The sequence below is a fragment of the Prevotella sp. P3-92 genome, assembly GCF_002251205.1.
Lineage (GTDB): Bacteria > Bacteroidota > Bacteroidia > Bacteroidales > Bacteroidaceae > Prevotella.
In genome coordinates, this window is sequence record NZ_NPJE01000018.1 from 61,955 (window position 1) to 83,053 (window position 21,099).

The following is a 21,099-nucleotide window of genomic DNA, read 5'->3' on the forward strand; positions in this document are numbered from 1 at the left end:
TACTAAAAAGACATAGAGGATAGAGAAGAAAACAAAGCAAGTAACTTATGAATAACTTATGAATACAAAGAGAGGCTGCAACCTTATCGATTGCAGCCTCTGCTTATATTGTGGAGTGGGAGGGATTATTCACCCTTCTCCATCTGAGCCTTCAGATTGGCCAGAACGTCGAGGTCACCGAGAGTGGTGCTTGCTGCGATGTTCTCAATCTTTGGAGCGTCTTCCTTCTTAGCGGCACGAGCCTTCTTGGCTGCAGCCTTCTTCTCCTCACGCTGAGGATCCTCGAAAGTGCGGCTGTGAGAGAGGATGATGCGCTTAGAGTCCTTGTTGAACTCAATAACTTTGAAGGACAGAACCTCACCCTGAGTAGCCTGTGAGCCATCTTCCTTAACGAGGTGCTTAGGAGTAGCGAAGCCCTCTACGTTCTCGTCGAGCTGGATAACAGCACCCTTCTCGAGGAGTTCAACGATCTTACCCTCGTGGATAGAACCAACGGTGTATTTCTCCTCGAATACATCCCAAGGATTGTCTTCAAGCTGCTTGTGGCCGAGAGAGAGACGGCGGTTTTCCTTGTCGATGTCGAGAACGACAACGTCAATCTGTGCACCAACCTGTGTGAATTCAGAAGGATGTTTAACCTTTTTAGTCCATGAGAGGTCGCTGATGTGGATCAGGCCGTCAACACCTTCTTCAAGTTCAACAAATACACCGAAGTTGGTGAAGTTGCGAACCTTGGCGCTGTGTTTGCTGCCAACGGGATATTTCACTTCGATAGCCTCCCATGGATCTTCCTTGAGCTGCTTGATACCGAGTGACATCTTGCGCTCGTCGCGGTCGAGAGTGAGGATTACGGCCTCTACCTCGTCGCCAACCTTCAGGAATTCCTGAGCTGAACGCAGGTGTTGGCTCCATGACATCTCTGATACGTGGATCAGACCCTCTACACCAGGCTGGATCTCTACGAATGCACCGTAGTCGGCAATAACGACTACCTTGCCCTTCACGTGATCGCCTACCTTCAGGTTTGCATCGAGAGCGTCCCATGGATGTGGAGTGAGCTGTTTCAGACCGAGAGCAATGCGCTTCTTCTCGTCATCGAAGTCGAGGATAACGACATTGATTTTCTGATCGAGCTCTACTACCTTATGAGGATCGTCTACGCGACCCCAAGAGAGGTCTGTAATGTGGATGAGTCCGTCAACACCGCCGAGGTCAACGAATACACCGTAAGAAGTGATGTTCTTGACAGTACCTTCGAGAATCTGACCCTTTTCGAGCTTGCTGATGATTTCTTTCTTCTGAGCTTCCAGTTCGGCCTCGATGAGAGCCTTGTGTGAAACTACTACGTTGCGGAACTCCTGATTGATCTTGACAACCTTGAATTCCATGGTTTTGCCTACGAACTGGTCGTAGTCGCGTATGGGGTGAACGTCGATCTGGCTACCGGGCAAGAAAGCCTCGATGCCGAATACGTCAACAATCATACCGCCCTTAGTGCGGCACTTGATGTAGCCCTGGATGATTTCCTCGTTCTCGAGGGCTGCGTTAACACGCTCCCAGCTCTTAGAGAGGCGTGCTTTCTTGTGAGAAAGTATGAGCTGACCTTTCTTGTCCTCTGCATTTTCTACGTAAACCTCTACAACGTCACCTACTTTGAGGTCGGGGTTGTAGCGAAATTCTGATGCGGGGATGATACCGTCGCTCTTGTAGCCGATGTTTACGACTACTTCTTTCTTGTCTGCACTGATTACGGTTCCCTCTACTACCTGATGCTCGCTCACTTTGTTGAGAGTCTCATCGTAGGCCTTGTCGAGGTCTTCCTTGCTGACATTGACAGTCGTACCGTTTTCAAACTGGTTCCAGTCGAAATCGGCCAGCGGCTGTACGTTCTTTGTTAATTCTGACATAATTTAAAAAATTGTTTGTTAATTTAATAAAGTTGGACTTTATGTGAACTGTGATTGTAGGCCTATACCCACAAATCGGCTGCAAAATTACAAAAAAAATAGTTTCCTACCAAAGTTTTTTGCCGAAAGTTGTATAATATCCTTCGTTTTCTCGCCGGGATATAATAAAAACGAGCTTTATTCTGCTTATTGGGCTTAACGTAAACCCTGAACTTCGTTCTTCGTTTTTTCTCCATGGCATAACTCGAAGGAGTTCGGTTCTGCTCATTTGGCTTAACGAAAACGATGATTTTTCTTTGTTTTATATTTATGTTATGAGCCAAGTCAAACTAAGTCTGACTTGGCTCATGTTTTTTGTCACGTATTTACGTGGTTCCTTTGTGAGTCTGCGCGGTTTTTATTGCGGTTTTCTCGTTTTTTTTTGCTTAGTAGCTTCTGGCGATGATGACGCGTGCTTTTGAAGGCTTACCGCTGACCATATCTATGCCCGGAGTCTGCTCGTAGGCAAAAGGTACGCAGCGAATGGTGGCCTGAGTTTCTTCTTTGATCTTTGCCTCGGTCTCGGCGGTGCCGTCCCAGTGGCAGAGGAAGAAACCTCCGTCTTTCACGCGTTCCTTAAACTCCTCGTAGTTGTCGCATTCATAAACGCGTGAGTCGCGCCATGAGCGTGCTTTCTCGAAGATGTTCTTCTGGATGTCTTCCAACAACTGCTCTACATGCTGAGCGATGCCGTCGATGGAGTGTGTTTCTTTCTCCAAAGTATCGCGGCGCATCACTTCGATGGTGCCGTTCTCTAAGTCGCGAGCACCCATTACGAGGCGTACAGGTACACCTTTAAGTTCGTAGTCGGCAAACTTGAAGCCGGGACGCTTGTTGTCCGAGTCATCATATTTCACGCTGATGCCTTTTGAACGCAGTTCGTCGATGACGGGTTGCAGACGTTCGCTGATGTGTTTCAAATCGTCTCCCTTTGAGATGGGTACGATGACCACCTGGATAGGGGCCAGTTTTGGAGGTAATACCAAACCGTTGTCATCTGAGTGAGTCATGATGAGAGCACCGATGAGTCGGGTAGAAACGCCCCATGAGGTGGCCCAGACATATTCCGGTTTGTTCTCTTTATTAAGATAGGTGACGTCGAAGGCCTTGGCGAAGTTCTGCCCGAGGAAGTGTGAAGTACCGCTTTGCAGTGCCTTTCCGTCTTGCATCATGGCCTCGATGGTATAGGTGTCGAGTGCACCTGCAAAGCGCTCTGTTTCGCTCTTTACACCCTGCAATACGGGTACAGCCATCCATTCTTCTGCAAATTTTGCATAAACAGCCAGCATTTTCTGTGCTTCTTGTTCTGCTTCTTCTTTGGTGGCATGGGCGGTGTGACCTTCTTGCCACAGAAATTCTGAGGTACGGAGGAATGGGCGTGTGCGCATTTCCCATCTCATTACGTTACACCACTGGTTGCACATCAAAGGCAGGTCGCGCCATGAGTGAATCCAGTTTTTGTATGTGTTCCAAATGATGGTTTCTGAGGTAGGACGTACGATGAGTTCTTCCTCCAGTTTTGCAGCTGGATCTACTTCTACGCCACTTTTGTCTTCTTTGGCGCGCAAGCGATAGTGGGTCACCACGGCGCATTCCTTGGCAAAGCCTTCTACGTGTTCGGCTTCGCGGCTAAGGAATGATTTTGGTATCAACAGAGGGAAATAGGCGTTCTGTGCGCCAGTTTCCTTAAACATCTTGTCCAGTTGCTGTTGCATCTTTTCCCAGATAGCATAGCCGTAAGGTTTGATCACCATGCATCCACGCACGGCTGATTGCTCGGCCAGGTCGGCCTTGACCACAAGGTCGTTGTACCACTGGCTGTAGTTGTCTGCTCTTTTTGTCAGCTCTTTAAGTTCTTTTGCCATAAAAATACTTGTAGAAATCTAAAATTTGGTGCAAAGTTACTAAATAATTCATAATTCATAATTCATTAATGATATTTTTTTCTACCTTTGCATCAATTTAATAAGTATTCACGTAACAAAAAACACAAAAGAATGAAAATCAAGGCTATTTCGCTTGCACTCTGCTTTGGCATGCTCTTTACAGGGTGCAATAACATGCAGAAAGGAGCAGGTATTGGCGCTGGAGGTGGTGCTGTGCTTGGAGGTATAATCGGAAAAATTGCAGGAAATACTGCTGTTGGCGCAGCTATCGGAGCCGCAGTAGGTGCAGGAACAGGAGCGATTATCGGCAAACGTATGGATAAGGTGAAGGCTGAGGCTGCCCAGGTAAAAAATGCTCAGGTTGAAACTGTGAAAGATACCAATGGACTCGATGCTGTCAAGGTGTCGTTTGACTCAGCTATTCTTTTTGCCACCAACAAGGCCGAACTCAGTCAGAGTGCCAAAAACTCGCTGGCACAGTTCTCTAAGGTGCTTAATAATAATGCTGACCTCGATATTGCCATCATTGGTCATACCGATAATACGGGTAACGATGGTATTAACCAGCCGTTGTCTGTCAGTCGTGCTCAGAGTGTTAATAGTTATCTCCTGTCTTGTGGTGTAAAATCCGCTCAGATTAAGCGTATTGAAGGCCAGGGTTCTACTAATCCTGTAGCAGATAATAGTACTGCTGAAGGTCGTAAGCTCAATCGTCGAGTAGAGGTATATATGTACGCCAGTCAGAAGACTATTCAGCAGGCACAACAGGCAAACTAAATGGGCAAACTTACAGTATCGCAGACTAAAACTCTTGTTTTGCAGAAGATAAGAAAAGTGTTATTATGGATAGTGGCAACGTTTTTCGTTTCCACTATTCTTTCTGTTGTCGTATTGCGTTGGGTGCCTGTTTGGTTTACTCCGCTCATGTTTATCCGTCTTTTCCAACAGGCAGGACAGGGGCATGAATTGGTGTTGCGCCATCGTTGGGTGCCTCTTGAGGATATTTCCCCTTCACTTCCCAAGGCAGTTATGGCAGGTGAGGATGCTCGTTTTCTTGACCATCATGGTTTTGACTATCGAGCCATAGAGTATGCTGCCATGCGTAATATCAGTCATCCCGAAAAGCGCAAACTTGGTGCCTCTACTATCTCACAACAGACCGCTAAGAATGTTTTTCTTTGGCCTGGCCGTTCGTGGATACGTAAGGGTTTTGAGGTCTATTTTACCGCGCTTATTGAGTTGGTATGGTCTAAAGAGCGCATTATGGAGGTCTATCTAAACTCTATAGAAATGGGTGATGGAATTTATGGTGCGAGTGCTGTGGCAGAGTGGCATTTCCATAAGTCAGCTGCCGATTTGACAAAGTCGGAGTGTGCTCTTATTGCCGGTTCGTTACCCAATCCGCGCAAATACAATTCTGCTGATCCTGGTCCTTATCTACGAAAACGTCAGGGGCGCATTTTGCGTGAAATGAGGTTTGTAAAGACGTTGCCCGATAAATGATTATTGCTTTGCAATATGATATTCTCCTTGTCGGAAATCGACAGGGAGTTTTTTTGTTTCTCTTATCTGTTTCCTCTCTGTCCCCCATGTCGTCCGTATGTTTATCGGGACTTACGTGGGAGTTGCATCAGACTTACTTGGGAAATGCCACGGACTTATATATATTAAGATGTATGAGGAACGGTGTAATATGAAATCATATTGATATGTAAAGAAAAAGTGACAATATTGATTGTGATGTGCTGCGTTGGCAAACTATTTTCGCATAATGCACTATTGTTTCTTTTCCAATTCCTGCAAACTTTCCATCTTTTTGGACTCAAGGAACTCGTAGATGCCACATAAGTGTTCGCGTACGCGACCATGACCGAATTCATAGACTTTGCTGACAAGGCCATCAAGGAAGTCGCGGTCGTGGCTGACAACGATGAGTGTGCCATCAAAGTCTTGAAGTGCTTGCTTGAGCACATCTTTGGTCTTGAGGTCAAGGTGGTTGGTGGGCTCGTCGAGGATTAGCAGGTTGACGGGTTCCAACAAGAGTTTGAGGATGGCAAGACGTGTGCGTTCTCCACCTGAGAGCACTTTTACTTTCTTGGTAGAATCTTCTCCGCCAAACATAAAGGCGCCGAGGAGGTCTCGTATCTTGTTGCGTATTTCACCTTTAGCCACATCGTCAATAGTCTGGAAAACGGTAAGTTCACCATCGAGTAGCGATGCTTGGTTTTGGGCGAAATAGCCAATCTGTACGTTGTGGCCGAGCTGAAGTTTCCCTTCATTTTTCAGTTGCCCCATGATGCACTTCACCAATGTTGATTTACCCTCTCCGTTTCGCCCCACGAAAGCAATCTTGTCGCCACGTTCCACGGTAAGGTTCACTCCGCTGAAAACCTTTTTGTCGTCGAACGCCATGGCTACATCGCTCATTTGTACAGGGTAGGCGCCGCTTCGAGGACTTGGTGGGAATTTCAGGCGCAGATGGCTGGTGTCTTCTTCATCCACTTCGATGAGTTCCAGTTTTTCAAGCATCTTTACCCGACTCTGCACTTGGAAGGTTTTGGAATAGGTACCTTTGAAACGTTCGATGAAGTCTTTGGTCTCGGCAATCATTTTCTGCTGTTCCTCATATTTCTTCATTTGCTGTTCGCGGCGCTCTTTACGCAGTTCCAGATAGTGGCTGTAAGTAGCTTTGTAGTCATAGATGCGTCCCATGGTCACCTCAATGGTTCGGGTGGTGATGTTGTCCACGAATTTGCGGTCGTGGCTGATGACAATCACTGCTTTAGAACTATTGCAAATAAAGTCCTCAAGCCAGCCGATAGATTCTATGTCGAGGTGGTTGGTAGGCTCGTCAAGGAGAAGAACGTCTGGTGATTTGAGCAACAGTTTTGCCAGTTCGATGCGCATACGCCAGCCTCCGGAGAACTCGCTGGTAGGGCGGTTGAAGTCAGAACGCTCGAATCCAAGACCGAGGAGTGTTTTCTCCACATCCTCTTCAAAGTGGCTCATATCTATGGCGTAGAACTTTTCTGATAGTGTCGAAACCTTCTCGATGAGTTGCATGTATTCGTCACTCTCGTAGTCAGTACGTGTAGTGAGTTCGTTATTGATGCGGTCTATTTCCGCCTGAATCTCATGAAGATGAGCAAATGCCTGGCAGGTTTCGTCAAACACGGTTCGTCCGTCTTCAGTCATCAGATGCTGTGGTAGATAGGCAATGACGCAGTCTTTTGGTGCCGAAACGGTACCTCTTGTTGCTGTGCGTACCCCGGCAATAATTTTGAGCAGAGTACTCTTTCCTGCGCCATTTTTTCCCATCAGGGCAATACGGTCCTTCTCGTTGATTTGGAAGGAGATGTCTTTGAATAGGGTGCTTCCGCCAAATTCGACGGTCAATCCATCAACAGTAATCATATTTCTTTCTTGTGGTTATAGTGAAAAACGCTGCAAAAACAGAATATCGGGTCTGTTTGCGGTCGTGTGCTGATACAGTTTGTTATCAACAAAGTTGCAAAGTTACGAAAAAATGGTTGTAAACAGAAATCGATGATGTAGAATTAACGCATCCCGAAGGTAAAAGACGACAAAATCCTTATATAAATCTTACGAAAGCTGAATGTCATTAAATGAACAATTCGTTTTTCTTCCTTTCGCAACAAAGCGGGGCAAGAAATGCAGTCAATTGGTTTAGACGCTCGCCAATCCCTCTTGCATGGGCAGGACAAACGGAAACACAACGCATGCAGCCGATACAGTTTCTTATGCAATACTTACGATTCGACGTCTCATAGTTCCGAGTATATGAGTTCACCATTGATACGCTCGGATTTCATGACGAAGATTCTTTCTACCTTTATAGAGACTTCGGGAACCTCTATGTCAGTTATGATTTGTGTGGGATGTTGAACCAAGGAAATATGTGGGGAAAAAGCCAGGGAACTATAAGATATGCCATTTGCAGAGAGACGTTCGCGCAGCTTATTGGCAATAGTTGTGATTGGTTCGCTCTCCTTTATCCCACACCAGATAACCCCGTTTTTTGTAGAAAATGTTCCAAGTTTGCCTAAGGTCATGGTGAAAGGTTCAAACTCCACTTCGCTCACGGCTTTGTGAATTTCAGGCAGTACATCCATGGACTTTGTCTTTTGGCATTTCTCTTTGGCAGAATCAAAGCAAGCTTTATTCTGCTCCTTTGGCTTAACGAAAACGCTTTCACCTATGAATGCAAGCGTCATGTGGAGATTACCATACGAACAATAGTTTCCTGCAACTCCTTTCGCCTTTAATGTCTGTTGTAAGGCGACAAGAGTCTTTTTTAACTCATCGTCGAAACGTATTGCTATGAATATGCGAGCCATGGAGAGTGTTCGGTTTTATTCTTCCTAACTATGTTGGACTTGAATACAAATTGTTATTTGTTGATGTAGTCCAAGATCTGCTCAGCATGGATTTTGGTTTTGATTTCCTTTGGAGTGAAGATTTTCTCGATAACGCCTTCTTCATTTACGAGGTAAGTGGTGCGGAGAATGCCGATGGTCTTTCTGCCACAAGCAACCTTCTCGCCCCAACAACCGAGTTCCTGCAATAAGGTGGTCTCTGTATCGGCAATAAGTGGAAACTGTAACCCTTGGGTGTCAGCAAACTTTTTCTGCAAGGCTTGTTTGTCTTTGCTCACGCCGATAATCTCGTAACCGGCTGCCGCCAGCTCCGCCTTGTGCGACTGCAAGGAACAGGCTTCCGCGGTACATCCGCTGGTATTGGCTTTGGGGTAACTGTAAAGCACAATTTTGCGGCCACGATAGTCACTTGCCTTAATCTCACGTCCGTCTTGGTCTATACCAAGCACCTCTGGTATTTTGTCTCCGATAGTCATAATGGTATGTTTTTTTAGATTGTTATTTCTTGGCAATGGTAATACAAATGCCATTCGCCTGCAAAGATAAATATATTATTCATAACGACCAATCATATTTATGGATTTTTTTGATTATTGATAGTTATTATCTATCGTAATATAGATATATAAGTTTGTTTGTCTATAAAAGATTGCCTATCTTTGCAACATCAAATCGAAAACAAATAAAAACAATAACGATATGGAAAAACTTTCAGACATCATCCAAAGTAGTCAGTTGACTCTGGTGGATTTTTACGCAACATGGTGCGGTCCTTGCAGAATGATGCACCCCGTATTGGAACAGCTCAAGAAAGAATTAGGCGACAGCATTCGCATCGTCAAAGTAGATGTGGATAAGAATGAAGCCGTTGCCATGCAGATGCGCATACAGTCGGTTCCTACGCTTATGATCTTCAAAGAAGGAGAGATGAAATGGCGACAGAGTGGAGCCATGTCATCAAGCGAACTTAAACGAGTGATTGCACAATTTCAATAAAAAAATACTATTGACGATGACAGCAAACAAGAAAAAATATATTATAGTAGGAGGAGTGGCAGGAGGCGCGACTGCTGCAGCACGCATCCGACGTATGACGGAAGATGCAGAAATCATCCTTTTCGACAAAGGGGCATACATCTCCTATGCCAACTGTGGACTGCCCTATTATATAGGAGGCGTGATTGATGAGCGCGACCGTTTGTTTGTACAGACTCCCGAAGCGTTCGGCAAACGTTTCAATATCGACGTACGTACGCTGAGCGAGGTAACGGCTATTGATACTGCTGCAAAGCAGGTTACCATACATACAGCGGATGGAAAAGACTATACCGAAACATACGACAAACTATTGCTCTCTCCTGGAGCGTCGCCCGTTGTACCACCTTTGCAAGGTATAGACAGTGAAGGCATCTTCACTTTGAGAAATGTCAACGATACCGACCGTATCAAGGCGTATATGAACAGTCATCAAGTGAAGCGTGCTGTTATTGTAGGAGGTGGATTTATCGGACTGGAGATGGCGGAAAACCTGAACCATGCAGGTGCCCAAGTGGCGGTAGTGGAAATGGCTGATCAGGTGATGTCACCTATTGACTATTCCATGGCGTCGCTGGTACATGATCACTTACAACAACAGAATGTGAAACTATATCTGAAACAGGCCGTTGAAGGATTCTCGCGTGAGGGTGAAGAACTGACGGTCCATTTCAAGTCTGGCATTCGCCTCAAGGCTGATATGGTGCTCTTGAGCATCGGCGTGCGTGCAGAAACACGTCTGGCTCAAGCTGCTGGATTGAGGTTGGGTGAAATGCGGGGTATCTGGGTAGATGAATACCTTCAGACTTCTGACGAGAATATCTATGCCGTGGGTGACGCCATAGAGTTTCCACATCCTATTACCGGTAAGCCATGGCTTAACTTCCTTGCAGGACCTGCCAACCGTCAGGCGCGTATTGTTGCAGACAATATGGTTTTGGGTAATAAAGAGAAATATGAAGGGGCTATAGGAACTGCCATCGCCAAAGTATTCGATCTTACCGTCGCATTAACCGGCCTTCCTGCCAAACGACTCAAACAGATGGATATTCCCTATCTCTCTGCCACCATTCATAATGGTGCACATGCCGGTTATTATCCAGGCAGTCTGCAGATGGATATCAAAATTACCTTCTCTCCTGAAAATGGAAAACTCTATGGTGCTCAGATTGTTGGGTATGATGGCGTGGATAAGCGCATCGACGAATATGCAATGGCTATCAAGAATGGGGCGACCGTGAGAGACCTCACCCGCTTAGAGCATGCTTACGCTCCGCCATTCTCGTCGGCAAAAGATCCTGTTGCCATTTCTGGCTATGTAGCTGGTAATATTCTGACCGATAAAATGACGCCGCTCTATTGGCGCGAGTTGAAAGAGGCAGACATCACCAAGGTGACATTAGTTGACGTGCGTACTCCAGACGAGTATGCGCTGGGAACAATCTCCGGAGCCGTCAATATTCCTTTGGACGATATGAGAGAAAGACTCTCTGAAATTCCTAACGACCGACCTGTATGGTTGTTCTGTGGGGTAGGATTACGCGGTTATCTGGCTTCCAATATCCTTAAGGCTAATGGTTATAAGGTTGTTCGCAATCTGATAGGCGGTCTGAAAACCTATAAGGCAGCAACAGCAACAATCGAAACGCCAGATGGCTTTGATGAAACAGACAAGATGAGCTCTGAAATAGCAGAAGGGCAAACAGAGAACTCATCGTGCGCTGCCGGTTCTTCCGTCGTCAAGGTTGACGCGTGCGGTATTCAATGTCCGGGACCCATCATGAAGATGAAGCAGGCGATGGACGGGCTGAATGCCGGTCAACAGTTGGAGGTACGTGCCACGGACGCCGCCTTTCCACGTGATGCCGAGGCATGGTGTCGTACAACAGGCAATAAATTTTTGGGTAAGAGGTCTGAATCCGGTGTCTATATAGCCATAATAGAAAAGACCACTCCCTGTGCAATAGAAGCCAGCAGACCGCATCCCCATGATATGGGCAAGACCTTGATCCTGTTTAGCGATGACTTAGATAAAACGCTCGCCACGTTTGTACTTGCCAATGGCGCAGCAGCTACAGGAAAGAAGGTGAGTATCTTTTTTACCTTTTGGGGACTTAACGCCATCAAAAAAGCCCATAAGCCTCGGGTGAAGAAGGACATCTTCGGACGGATGTTTGGTTGGATGCTGCCTAACGACTCCTCCAAGTTGGCGCTGTCGAAAATGAACATGATGGGCATAGGTGCCAAGATGATGCGCTATCTGATGGAAAAGAAAGGTGTCGATTCGCTGGAGTCGCTTCGGCAGCAAGCCATCGACAACGGTGTGGAGTTTATTGCCTGTCAGATGTCGATGGACGTCATGGGGGTGAACCGTGAGGAATTGCTCGACAATGTCACCATAGGAGGCGTTGCCAGTTATATGGAACGAGCCGACCAAGCCAATGTAAACCTCTTTATATGACAGAACGATGAACATACAACAGCTTAGATATATCATAGCCTTCAACCGCTTTCGCAATTTTGCGAAGGCGGCTGAGTCGTGTCATGTGTCGCAGCCTACGCTAAGTGCTATGCTTCAGAAACTTGAAGAGGAACTGGATATCCGCATCTTTCAACGTTCCAACAAGTCTGTAGCTCCGACAACTGCCGGTGCAAAGATTATCCAACAGGCAGAAAAAGCACTTATGGAAGTTGAACGCATAGGAGAAATCATCAACGAAGACAAGGGGACGATAGGGGGAAGATTTGCTCTTGCTGTAGGCCCTACCATAGCCCCGTATATCCTGCCCCAATTCATCAAACTAGCGAAGTATGGTATAAGACTGTGATTAAAAAGTCTGATCTAAAAAAAATACTCCAAGAATCCACAGCAGCGATTCTTGGAGTATGACCGTTATGCTGACGATGAAAAAGCATCCTAAACTTCAGGTTTCTTCATCTCGCCCTTTTCGTTTACAGCCTCTATGAGTTTCACAGCATCAACATATTGTGCCATGCCCTCAGCCACACGTTTTGCATCGCGCATGGCGAGAACAACAGTTGAAGGGCGGTTTACCACGTCGCCACCGGCAAACACCCCTTTGCGGGTAGTCATGCCATACGGTTTTTCACGAGTCAGGACGTAGCCGCGTTCATCTACGTCGATACCCGTCGTGGTAGATACAATTCTACTTGCAGGGGCAGAGCCAACCGCCATGATGACGAAATCGGCCTTCTCAGTGCGGCGCTCGCCATTGGATTCGATAACCACCTCGTTGAGCGTTCCATTATCATCGTGAATCTCCACGATGCTCGATTGCCAACTGAATTTTACACCTTCTGCCACGGCATCCTCATACTCCGAGCGGAGTGCACTCATCTCGTTGACGGTACGGTGATAAACCACTTCCACGTGGCTCGCTCCTATGCGTACTGCCGTTCTGGCAGCATCCATGGCAGTATTTCCACAACCTATCACAAATACGCGGTTGCCTTCATGCACCACCACTTCATCTCGGCTAAGGTTGCCCTCGTTGTAGAGGCTGACGCGCCGCAAAAACCATATAGCCTGGCGCACGCCCTTAAGATTGCTGCCTGGGATGTGGAGTTTCTTAGGCACGCCCGTTCCTGTGCCCATGAAAATGGCATCATAGCCCATTTCAAAGAGTTTCTCGATGGTCAGATCACCCTTGCCTACGGTGGTGTTGCAATGGAACACCACACCCAGCTCTTCTATCTTCTTAATCTCACGGCGTACGATTTCCTTGGGCAGGCGATATTCAGGAATGCCAAACATCAGTACCCCTCCCGGTTCTGGTTCCATCTCAAAAATTTCAACATTGAAGCCCTGTCGGGCCATGTCGCCGGCAATGGTCAGTCCGGCAGGGCCAGAACCGATAACGGCTATCTTACCTCTCGTCTTTGGCAATAGGTTCTCGCGGATAAGACTCATATTGCCGTCGAAGTCGGCAATAAACCTCTCCAGTTTGCCCACGCGAATGCCTTCGCCCCTCTTGTTGAGCACACAGTGTCCTTCACATTGCTTTTCGTGAGGACACACCCGACCGCAAACGGAAGGCAGATTACTCTTGTTGTTGATGATGTTCATGGCATTGCCGAGGTTACCCATCGACAACTCGTGAATCCAGTCAGGAATATCATGACTTATAGGACATCCTTTCTTGCATTGAGGCACTTTGCAATGCAGGCAGCGTTTAGCCTCGTTGATAGCCTCAAGCATGGTGTAGCCCTCGTTAACTTCTTGAAATGATTTGTTTTCTGTTTCCATATTTTCGTTTGTTTCTTCTGTCGCAACAGAGAACTGTGCAAACTTTCTGCAAAGATAATGTATTTTTTTCAAGTTCGACACAGGCGCATGCTTTTTTTAGCCTTCTATGGTTAGTTTTCTGAGCGCTAAGCCTGAATCTCGGTAAATCTTGGGAAGGTGCGTCCGTCACGCGTACATTATTATTAAATATTACGTGTTTATGCGCGTAGAACGGATTGTTTTGGCTTTTTGCTTGCTGTGCTTTACTTTTTTAATGCCAAAAGTTTGTATAACAAACAAAAAGGTTGATAATTCTTTTAATCTGTAACAAAACGTCGTGTGTAAGTTGTTAATTTGTAACATAGTATCAATTAATTAATGATTTAGTTGTCTTATTGTTGCAAATTACCATGATTGCGGCATGGTGACCCAAAAATGGTATGGACAGCATGCGCACCGTGCATCACGGGGTATCAAACGACAGGCGTCTGTGCTCCATCTCCAACAACATGCGCTTTGCTTCCAGGCCTCCTGCAAATCCTGTCAGGCTGTGGTTGCTGCCTATGACGCGATGGCAGGGGATGAGGATGCTGATGCCGTTTGCCCCAATAGCCCCTGCCACGGCTCTGACGGCTTGGGGACGCCCGACGGTTTGCGCAATATCCTTGTAACTCCTTGTTTCTCCGTAGGGGATGCGGAGTAATGCGCTCCATACGCGATGTTGAAAGTCTGTGCCTATGGGACGCAACGGGATGTCGAAGGTCTGGCGACGGCCTGCAAAATATTCATCGAGTTGCTTTTTGGTCTCTTCCAAGACCGAGGTGGCTTCTGTCTTGAAAGAGGCACCCATGCTCTCTGTTAGCCGATGCAGGTTGCGCTCGGCACAAGGATTCGCGTTCCAGTCGCAAAGGCACAGTTCGCCTGCCATGGATGCCAAGACGAGTTTACCGCATGGCGAGTTGTAATACTGGATGCTGATCAGCGGCATGCGGTCCTGCTATTTTACTTTTTGCAACATCCTGCGCGACTTTTCTTTGGCGAAAGCCTGCATATCTACAGCTACATCGTCTTCATCGACGATTTCCACGCCCGTCATCGTCTCTATGACGTCTTCCATGGAGACCACGCCTCGCAAACAGCCGTATTCGTCGAGGATGGTGGAGATATGTTCTCGCTTCTCCAACATTTTTTCCCATATCTGATATACGGAATCATCCTCGTTGAATGAAAGAATAGGGCGCACCATATCAGAAAGCTTGGTGTCGAATTTGTCTTCCGACAGCGATTTCAGCACCATGTCTTTAAGTACGTAGCCAATCATATACTCCTTGGTTTTGTCATATACCGGTATGCGCGAGAAATTCCATGTTTGTTGCTCGTAAAACTCCTTGACGGTCCAGTTTGCGTTGGCAGTTTCCACCACGATGGAAGGAGTCATTACCTCTTTTGCCTTGACACCAGCCAGTCGGATGCAGCTTTTTATGATCTTGCTTTCTGACTCGCGAAAAATGCCCTCTGTGGTACCGACATCTACCATAGCCGACACCTCTTCGCGACTTATTGAAGTCTGATGATCCTTTGGAGTAAATACCTTTGTGATGAGTTCTGACAGCAGAACCAGTGGGTAGGTGATGAAGATGAGTACTCGGATAATCTTGGTGGAAAGCATGGCGAGTGAACGCCAATACGACGCACCGATGGTCTTCGGAATGATTTCTGAGAGTACCAGTATCAATAGTGTCAGAATGGCGGATATGACTCCAAAGTATTCTTCTCCAAAGAGTTTGATAGATTCTGCTCCCACGCCTGCAGATCCGATGGTGTGTGCTATCGTGTTGAGCGAAAGAATAGCGCCCACAGGACGGTCAACATTGTTCTTATATTGTTTCATCAAGGACGCTGTCTGGTTGCCTTGATTCTCCTTCATCGAGATGAACGACATGGGAGTGGATAGGAGTACCGCCTCAAGGACGGAACATAAAAAGGATAGTGCCAAAGCACCTGAAAAATATAAAATGATTAAGCCCATTAAATGTATGTTTCGTTTCTGATAAATTGTCTGTCACAAAGTGGTTTGACAACTTACTATAAACGAAATGCCATGTAATATATGAATAGTCTCTGCGTCATTTACGACACAAAGTTATGTATTTTGCAATAATTACATTGCTTCTGTGGCCAAATATTGCGAATATTTAACTAAAATGCTGTGAGATTTATATACTCTTTGCTATCCCATCACAACATCAAGCACCATCATCAGTACGAAACCGATGGCGAAGCCAATGGTGCTGCGGTTGCTGTGTTCGCCGTGGGACGCCTCTGGAATCAGTTCTTCCACTACCACATAGACCATGGCTCCTGCTGCAAAAGCAAGCATATAGGGTAGGGCAGGCATGATGAGTGAGGCAAGCAACAGAACGGCAACGGCTCCAACCGGCTCGACCACTCCACTAAGCGAACCTAACATAAACGACTTCCATCGGCTGTTGCCTGCCGCTCGCATAGGCATAGAGATGATGGCGCCTTCAGGGATGTTTTGAATGGCAATACCTATTGCCACGGAAACAGCGCCAGCTAAGGAAATATGGGCGGAACTGTTTTCTGCACCTGCAAACACCACACCCACAGCCATTCCTTCAGGCAGGTTATGGATGGTTACGGCAAGGGCAAGCATGATTGTCTTTGACAAGTGTGACTTGATACCCTCAGGCTTGTCGGTACCGAGGTGTTGGTGTGGCGTCAGTTCGTCGATAAGTAGCAAGAAACCGATACCCATTAGAAATCCCACGGCAGCAGGCACTACCGACCATTTGCCACAGCCTGCCTCCATATCCATAGCTGGGATGAGCAAAGACCATACGGAAGCAGCTACCATTACGCCAGAGGCAAAGCCCAACAGCGACTTTTGCAGTTGTTCAGACATTTCGTCTTTCATAAAGAATACGAATGCCGAACCGACCATTGTTCCTAATAGCGGAATCAGCAGTCCTATGATTATTGTTATTGTCATTTCTGTCATCATCTTCGTTTGTTTTTATTTCCGATCGTGTCGGGATGTGTTCGGGATTTTCCTTTCGTCATCTTGACATCAAAAGTTTGAATTCACTTGGCAGCATTTCAATAAGTGGGGAAAATAACCACTTTCTCATGTCATGACTTGCTTGATCAGACTATTCCTGTTGCAGCAGAATGGCGCCTATAGTTCGATGACCTGCGAAGAGCGAGGTTGTATTTCTACAGTTTTGTTGCCAAGACCATTCAGATTGAGTTTGAGCACACGAGGTAATGCATTCACCACCTTGAGCCATGTCTTGCCCGTCTTTGAATCCTTCACCACGCTTGTACCGACGTAGCGTTTCAAGGCTGCTGGCAGATCCAGTTCCGAAGCGATATACGTATCGCCGGCATGCTGTCCGAACATCTTCTGAATCTTGTAACTCTCGGTAAGGCGGATGTTCTCGCTATTGTCGAAGTAGATCATATCAGGATTCCAGTTGTGATAACCGTCTTTGCAGAGTAGGGGAGCATAGGATGTCATTTCAACCACATCGCCATTACGCTCTATGTTGCAGAGATGAATTCCTTCTGCAAGGGCACGGTCGAGCTCGTTATTTCCGTTGGCAGCATATTCACCCAAGAAAACCTTCGGTGCCTTGCGGTCGTAGTTGTCGTAATAGTCTTGATGATTGATAAACCATCCCGGTTGTTCGTAGTAGTGTTCATCCACGGCATCAATCCATTGCCTGTGCTCCTTGGCAATTTTCCATCCCTCTATATAATCCGAAGATGGATAGTGGAACGGGCCTACGGTTCCTATTACTTCTATCTCTGGATGTTTCTCCTTCAAGGCTTTGCAAATCATCAGATAGCGCTGTTTGAAATCGGTAGAAATCAGGTCTTCGTTGCCAATGCCCACCATCTTCAGGTTGAAAGGAGCTGGATGGCCTGCCTCTGCCCGCATCTTCGCCCATGCTGACGTGGCAGGGTCGCCATTTGCCCATTCTACCAAGTCGAGCACATCTTGGACATACTGAGGCATGTCGGCCATAGGGATGCCTCCTTGCTGACCGCAGATGCCCTTGGCATTAGGTTGTGAATTTTGGCAAGGCACTCCGGCTGCCAACACCGGCAGAGGCTCTGCACCCATGTCTTCGCACCATTGGAAATACTCAAAGAATCCCAGTTTGCGGGTCTGGTGGTAGTTCCAAATGTTGAATGCCGGCTTGCGGTCCTTCTGCGGTCCTACGCTTTCTTTCCAATGGTAGATGTTCTCCAGTCCTTGACCATGCAGCATGCAACCACCGGGGAATCTGACGAAGCGAGGGTGCAAATCGGCAATCACCTCGGCCAAATCCTTACGCAGGCCATGTCCCTTGTAAGTGTCGCGAGGCATGAGACTCAGCATATCCACTGCCATTCTTTCTTTGCCTTTAGGGATGACAGCGAAACGGATGGCTTTGCCCGGTTCGTCCTTATATTTATCGGAAACCACCAGTTGACTCTTGTATTCATTCCATTGGTCACCTTGTATCTTCACTTTGGTCTTGGCCACGATGTTATTCTCTGCATCCACCAAGGCTATGGTGAGTTGCTTCTTCTTCCCGTCCATACAACGGGCAAACAAACTCACATCATAGGTGGCATGCTTGATGTGGATGCCCTCCCAACCGATATTATAAATAGGATTATCTGTCAGAATAGCATAATGAGGATTGTTCTTGCTGACTCCATTTTCTACTGAAATGGCAGATACGGTCTCCAGTCCCTGCCATGCTGTAGTTGCCTTCCATCCTTTTCTCTCGCCATGATACTCAAAGTCGCCGTTCTGCAACAACTCGGCACAAAGACCACCATCGGCAGCACGGCTGATATCCTCAAAGAAGATGCCGATGAGTTTGTCTGAGATGCGATGCGACTTGTGGGTTTGGATTTGCAGTTGGGCTGTAATCTCATTACCGGCTGCCAACTTCACATGCTTTTCCTTCAGGTAGGCCTGAAGTTCTGCCTCGGTGTGCGGCAAGGGTCTGCCATTCTCCTTGTTGTCGTCAGCAAGTGCCTTATGCCATGCCCGAATATAATCGAGATGGATGGCGGGGATGTTGAAGGCGTTGCCTTCCAACACCTTGCCATTGATGGTAACTGTGTCGCGTTGCCATAGTATATTGTCGGCAACGGCTTCTATGGAATCCTCTGAAAAGGTGCGGAAATCCTTGTCTGCATGTACATATCGCTTGCCCTCGGCTGTCTGTAGATAGATGTTGAAAGAATCATCGTCCATCTGATAGGCAACCACATCCTTGATACCCTTCTCTTTCACGATGGGGTAGTCCTGAGGACGCCATGTTACCAGATCTTCAGAATAAGCCACGGCAAACTGAGGCGAACTGTTGTTTACGCTCCATAGCGCACGCCATGTACCATCGTTTGCTTTTGTCACAAACGGGCGATACATCTTCTTCTCGCTACCCCATGGACCGAAATCGCTGGTGCACAGCTGCCCGACGTCTATCCACCGGTCATCATCGGTGAGATAAGCCAGGTGTAAGCCTTGATTTGCTGCAGGAGAATAAACAAAGATTTGGCAAATAGAATCCTGATTCACGATTTTATACGCAGGTTCATCCTGATCCATGGGGGATCCGCTCATATCCATTGCGGTCAGCAAGGCTATCCAGGAGAGTAGGTGCTTAGGTTTCATCATATCTTGGGTCTGTTGTCTATTAAGTATATCAAGTTCGTTTGCATGTTCCGTCAGACCGAAACTTGTTTTCTGCTTTGCAAAGATAAGTAATTATTATGAATTGTGCAACATCAAAGCATAAGAAATACGGGAATGATATCCTACGGTCGTTCGGGAAGTTAAGAGACAATAGCCTTTTGCCGTAAGACGTAGGACATTTGTCCCTTAACTTCTCTCTAACTTCTCTCTAACTTCTCTCTAACTTCTCTCTAACTTCCCTAACTTCCCCACATGCGAAAAATGTGTTTTATTGCTATCCAATAATAATTCCTTTAAAAATATAGGATTTCTCAATATTTTTTTGTAATATTGCAACTCCAAACAACTTAAAAACAATGACTACGAAACGAATCTTTATTACAATGGCAGCTTTCATCGTATGTATGAAACTGCTGGCACAGTCTCCAGTAGGTTTTTATCCTAAGGAGAATGCTCACAACATCAACATCGACACACATCTCATTATTGAGTTTGACCAACCGGTAAAGGCGGGCACAAAGGGGATTGTCACGGTGTTTGACAAAACCACTAACAAGGTGGTCGATAAAATCGACATGTCCCTTCCGGCAGGGCCAACAGAAGGACAGCCTGTTAATCCTCATGCAACATATACTCCTGTACCTTATATTTATAAGTCGGAGCATATTACCAATCGTAACACACGTCCGGGCACTCCATCGGGTGCTGCCAAAGAAGATAAGCGCAAGTATCAGAAGACGATTATCGGAGGATTCTCTGATGCCTTCCACTTCTATCCTGTTATCTGTCATGGTAATAAGGCTACTGTTTATCTACACAACAATATGTTGGATTACGGACATGAGTATGAAATTAAGATAGGCAAGGAAGTCATCGAGGGATGGAATGGCAAGAAATCATGGAAGTTTACTACCAAGGCAAAGGCTCCTTCAACAGATAAATCTCAAGTGGTGGTGGCTGCTGATGGAAGCGGAGATTTCTCCACTCTGCAGGGTGCCATGGATTGGATGCCAGACTCGTTGCCCTCGGAAGCGAGTAGGAAAACTGTTTTTGTGAAGAATGGCGACTATGAAGAACTGGTGTATTTCCGTAATAAGCGGTTTGTGACCATTCAAGGTGAATCTATGGATGGGGTTGTGGTGCATTATCCCAATAACGAGGTTTTCAATCCTCATCCTGTTGACATCAAGACCAACGAGGTGAAGGGAACATTCCCCTCACGTCGTGCTGCGGTAGCTGCTGACAATTGCGCTGATATGATTTTCAAGAACATCACCTTCAAGACCGATTGTAAGGGACAGGCTGAGGGGTTCCTGCTCAATGGTGAGAGAAACTTTTCTGAGAACGTACATATTATTGGCGACGGAGATGCTCTTCAAGCGAACGGATCGGCCTACTGGCTCAACTGCATCATAGATGGAGGAGGAGATACGGTCTTAGGCAGAGGTCCGTCATACTTCAATCATTGTACCATTTCCACTCATGGCCCCTTCATGTGGATAAGAAATACGGCCGAAAACCATGGTAACATCTTCAACGACTGTACCTTTAAGGGATTGGGTGAGAATGCTGTGATCGCTCGTCTGCCACACAACCAGGGAAAGCCCTATCCTCATTCTGAATGTGTGTTGCTCAACTGCACGTTGGACGGTGTGCCTGCCATAGGCTTTGAACCTGTGGCTGAACCTACGGTCACCCTGTTGGAATTCAACAGCCATGACAAGGATGGTAAGGCTATAGATGTCAGCCGGAGACACCAGTATGTTCGCCAGCTTGATGCCATCAAGGATGCTGAGCTGATAGGAAAATACGCTGATGCAAGGTGGGTGCTGAACTGGTAGGCCGAGAACAAACTGCCCAAGCTCAG

The 21,099-nt window shown here is 46.7% G+C and carries 17 protein-coding genes; 6 read left to right on the forward strand and 11 right to left on the reverse strand.

What is annotated here, in order from left to right:
* Positions 1–125: 125 nt before the first annotated feature.
* Positions 126–1,907 (reverse strand): 30S ribosomal protein S1, encoded by a 1,782-nt coding sequence (rpsA, locus tag CIK93_RS02910; protein ID WP_094446525.1) that lies wholly within the window; start codon positions 1,905–1,907, stop codon positions 126–128.
* A gap of 425 nt (positions 1,908–2,332) precedes the next feature.
* The gene (proS, locus tag CIK93_RS02915; RefSeq protein WP_094390045.1) at positions 2,333–3,811 is read right to left on the reverse strand and encodes a proline--tRNA ligase; all 1,479 of its coding nucleotides are present in this window, start codon (positions 3,809–3,811) and stop codon (positions 2,333–2,335) included.
* Between the two features lie 132 nt (positions 3,812–3,943).
* On the opposite strand from proS, the gene CIK93_RS02920 reads away from it, so the two are divergent.
* Together CIK93_RS02920 and mtgA are read left to right on the forward strand one after the other, a co-directional pair.
* Positions 3,944–4,609, forward strand: coding sequence for an OmpA family protein (locus tag CIK93_RS02920; RefSeq protein WP_094390046.1), 666 nt, complete (start codon positions 3,944–3,946; stop codon positions 4,607–4,609).
* Complete coding sequence (mtgA, locus tag CIK93_RS02925; protein ID WP_094436126.1) at positions 4,610–5,335, forward strand: monofunctional biosynthetic peptidoglycan transglycosylase; 726 nt, start codon at positions 4,610–4,612, stop codon at positions 5,333–5,335. It begins immediately after the preceding gene.
* A 273-nt stretch (positions 5,336–5,608) separates the two neighbouring features.
* Here the strand turns inward: mtgA and CIK93_RS02930 are convergent, their stop codons facing one another.
* The 4 genes from CIK93_RS02930 to CIK93_RS02940 all read right to left on the reverse strand — a co-directional run bounded on the left by CIK93_RS02930 (position 5,609) and on the right by CIK93_RS02940 (position 8,705).
* Positions 5,609–7,246, reverse strand: a complete 1,638-nt coding sequence (locus tag CIK93_RS02930; RefSeq protein WP_094446526.1) for an ABC-F family ATP-binding cassette domain-containing protein — start codon at positions 7,244–7,246, stop codon at positions 5,609–5,611.
* Positions 7,247–7,454: 208 nt separating this feature from the next.
* The gene (locus CIK93_RS14075; protein ID WP_144007183.1) at positions 7,455–7,646 is read right to left on the reverse strand and encodes a 4Fe-4S binding protein; all 192 of its coding nucleotides are present in this window, start codon (positions 7,644–7,646) and stop codon (positions 7,455–7,457) included.
* Complete coding sequence (locus CIK93_RS02935) at positions 7,618–8,190, reverse strand: 2'-5' RNA ligase family protein (RefSeq protein WP_094440612.1); 573 nt, start codon at positions 8,188–8,190, stop codon at positions 7,618–7,620. The genes CIK93_RS14075 and CIK93_RS02935 overlap by 29 nt, the downstream gene beginning before the upstream one ends.
* A 53-nt stretch (positions 8,191–8,243) precedes the next feature.
* A complete protein-coding gene (locus CIK93_RS02940; protein WP_094390070.1) occupies positions 8,244–8,705 on the reverse strand; it encodes a peroxiredoxin in 462 nt (153 codons plus the stop codon).
* A gap of 223 nt (positions 8,706–8,928) precedes the next feature.
* Here CIK93_RS02940 and trxA point away from each other — a divergent pair, with 223 nt between their 5' ends.
* The 3 genes from trxA to CIK93_RS02955 are packed head-to-tail and all read left to right on the forward strand — an operon-like array spanning position 8,929 to position 12,092.
* Positions 8,929–9,225, forward strand: a complete 297-nt coding sequence (gene trxA / locus CIK93_RS02945; RefSeq protein ID WP_094446527.1) for a thioredoxin — start codon at positions 8,929–8,931, stop codon at positions 9,223–9,225.
* Positions 9,226–9,241: 16 nt separating this feature from the next.
* The gene (locus CIK93_RS02950; RefSeq protein WP_094446528.1) at positions 9,242–11,725 is read left to right on the forward strand and encodes an FAD-dependent oxidoreductase; all 2,484 of its coding nucleotides are present in this window, start codon (positions 9,242–9,244) and stop codon (positions 11,723–11,725) included.
* A 7-nt stretch (positions 11,726–11,732) separates the two neighbouring features.
* Complete coding sequence (locus CIK93_RS02955) at positions 11,733–12,092, forward strand: LysR family transcriptional regulator (RefSeq protein WP_094446529.1); 360 nt, start codon at positions 11,733–11,735, stop codon at positions 12,090–12,092.
* A gap of 89 nt (positions 12,093–12,181) precedes the next feature.
* Here the strand turns inward: CIK93_RS02955 and CIK93_RS02960 are convergent, their stop codons facing one another.
* From CIK93_RS02960 to CIK93_RS02980, 5 genes are all read right to left on the reverse strand, one after another.
* Positions 12,182–13,531 carry an NAD(P)-dependent oxidoreductase gene (locus tag CIK93_RS02960; protein WP_094446530.1) on the reverse strand — a complete coding sequence of 450 codons (1,350 nt, stop codon included), beginning with the start codon at positions 13,529–13,531 and terminating at the stop codon, positions 12,182–12,184.
* A gap of 442 nt (positions 13,532–13,973) precedes the next feature.
* Positions 13,974–14,498, reverse strand: coding sequence for a methylated-DNA--[protein]-cysteine S-methyltransferase (locus tag CIK93_RS02965; RefSeq protein WP_094446531.1), 525 nt, complete (start codon positions 14,496–14,498; stop codon positions 13,974–13,976).
* Between the two features lie 9 nt (positions 14,499–14,507).
* The gene (locus tag CIK93_RS02970) at positions 14,508–15,539 is read right to left on the reverse strand and encodes a CNNM domain-containing protein (RefSeq protein WP_094446532.1); all 1,032 of its coding nucleotides are present in this window, start codon (positions 15,537–15,539) and stop codon (positions 14,508–14,510) included.
* Between the two features lie 201 nt (positions 15,540–15,740).
* Positions 15,741–16,523: a ZIP family metal transporter gene (locus tag CIK93_RS02975; protein WP_094446540.1), complete on the reverse strand. Its 783-nt coding sequence runs from the start codon at positions 16,521–16,523 to the stop codon at positions 15,741–15,743.
* Positions 16,524–16,709: 186 nt separating this feature from the next.
* Positions 16,710–19,214 (reverse strand): alpha-L-arabinofuranosidase C-terminal domain-containing protein, encoded by a 2,505-nt coding sequence (locus CIK93_RS02980; protein WP_094446533.1) that lies wholly within the window; start codon positions 19,212–19,214, stop codon positions 16,710–16,712.
* A gap of 374 nt (positions 19,215–19,588) precedes the next feature.
* Here CIK93_RS02980 and CIK93_RS02985 point away from each other — a divergent pair, with 374 nt between their 5' ends.
* Positions 19,589–21,073 (forward strand): pectinesterase family protein, encoded by a 1,485-nt coding sequence (locus tag CIK93_RS02985; protein ID WP_094446534.1) that lies wholly within the window; start codon positions 19,589–19,591, stop codon positions 21,071–21,073.
* Positions 21,074–21,099: the final 26 nt, after the last annotated feature.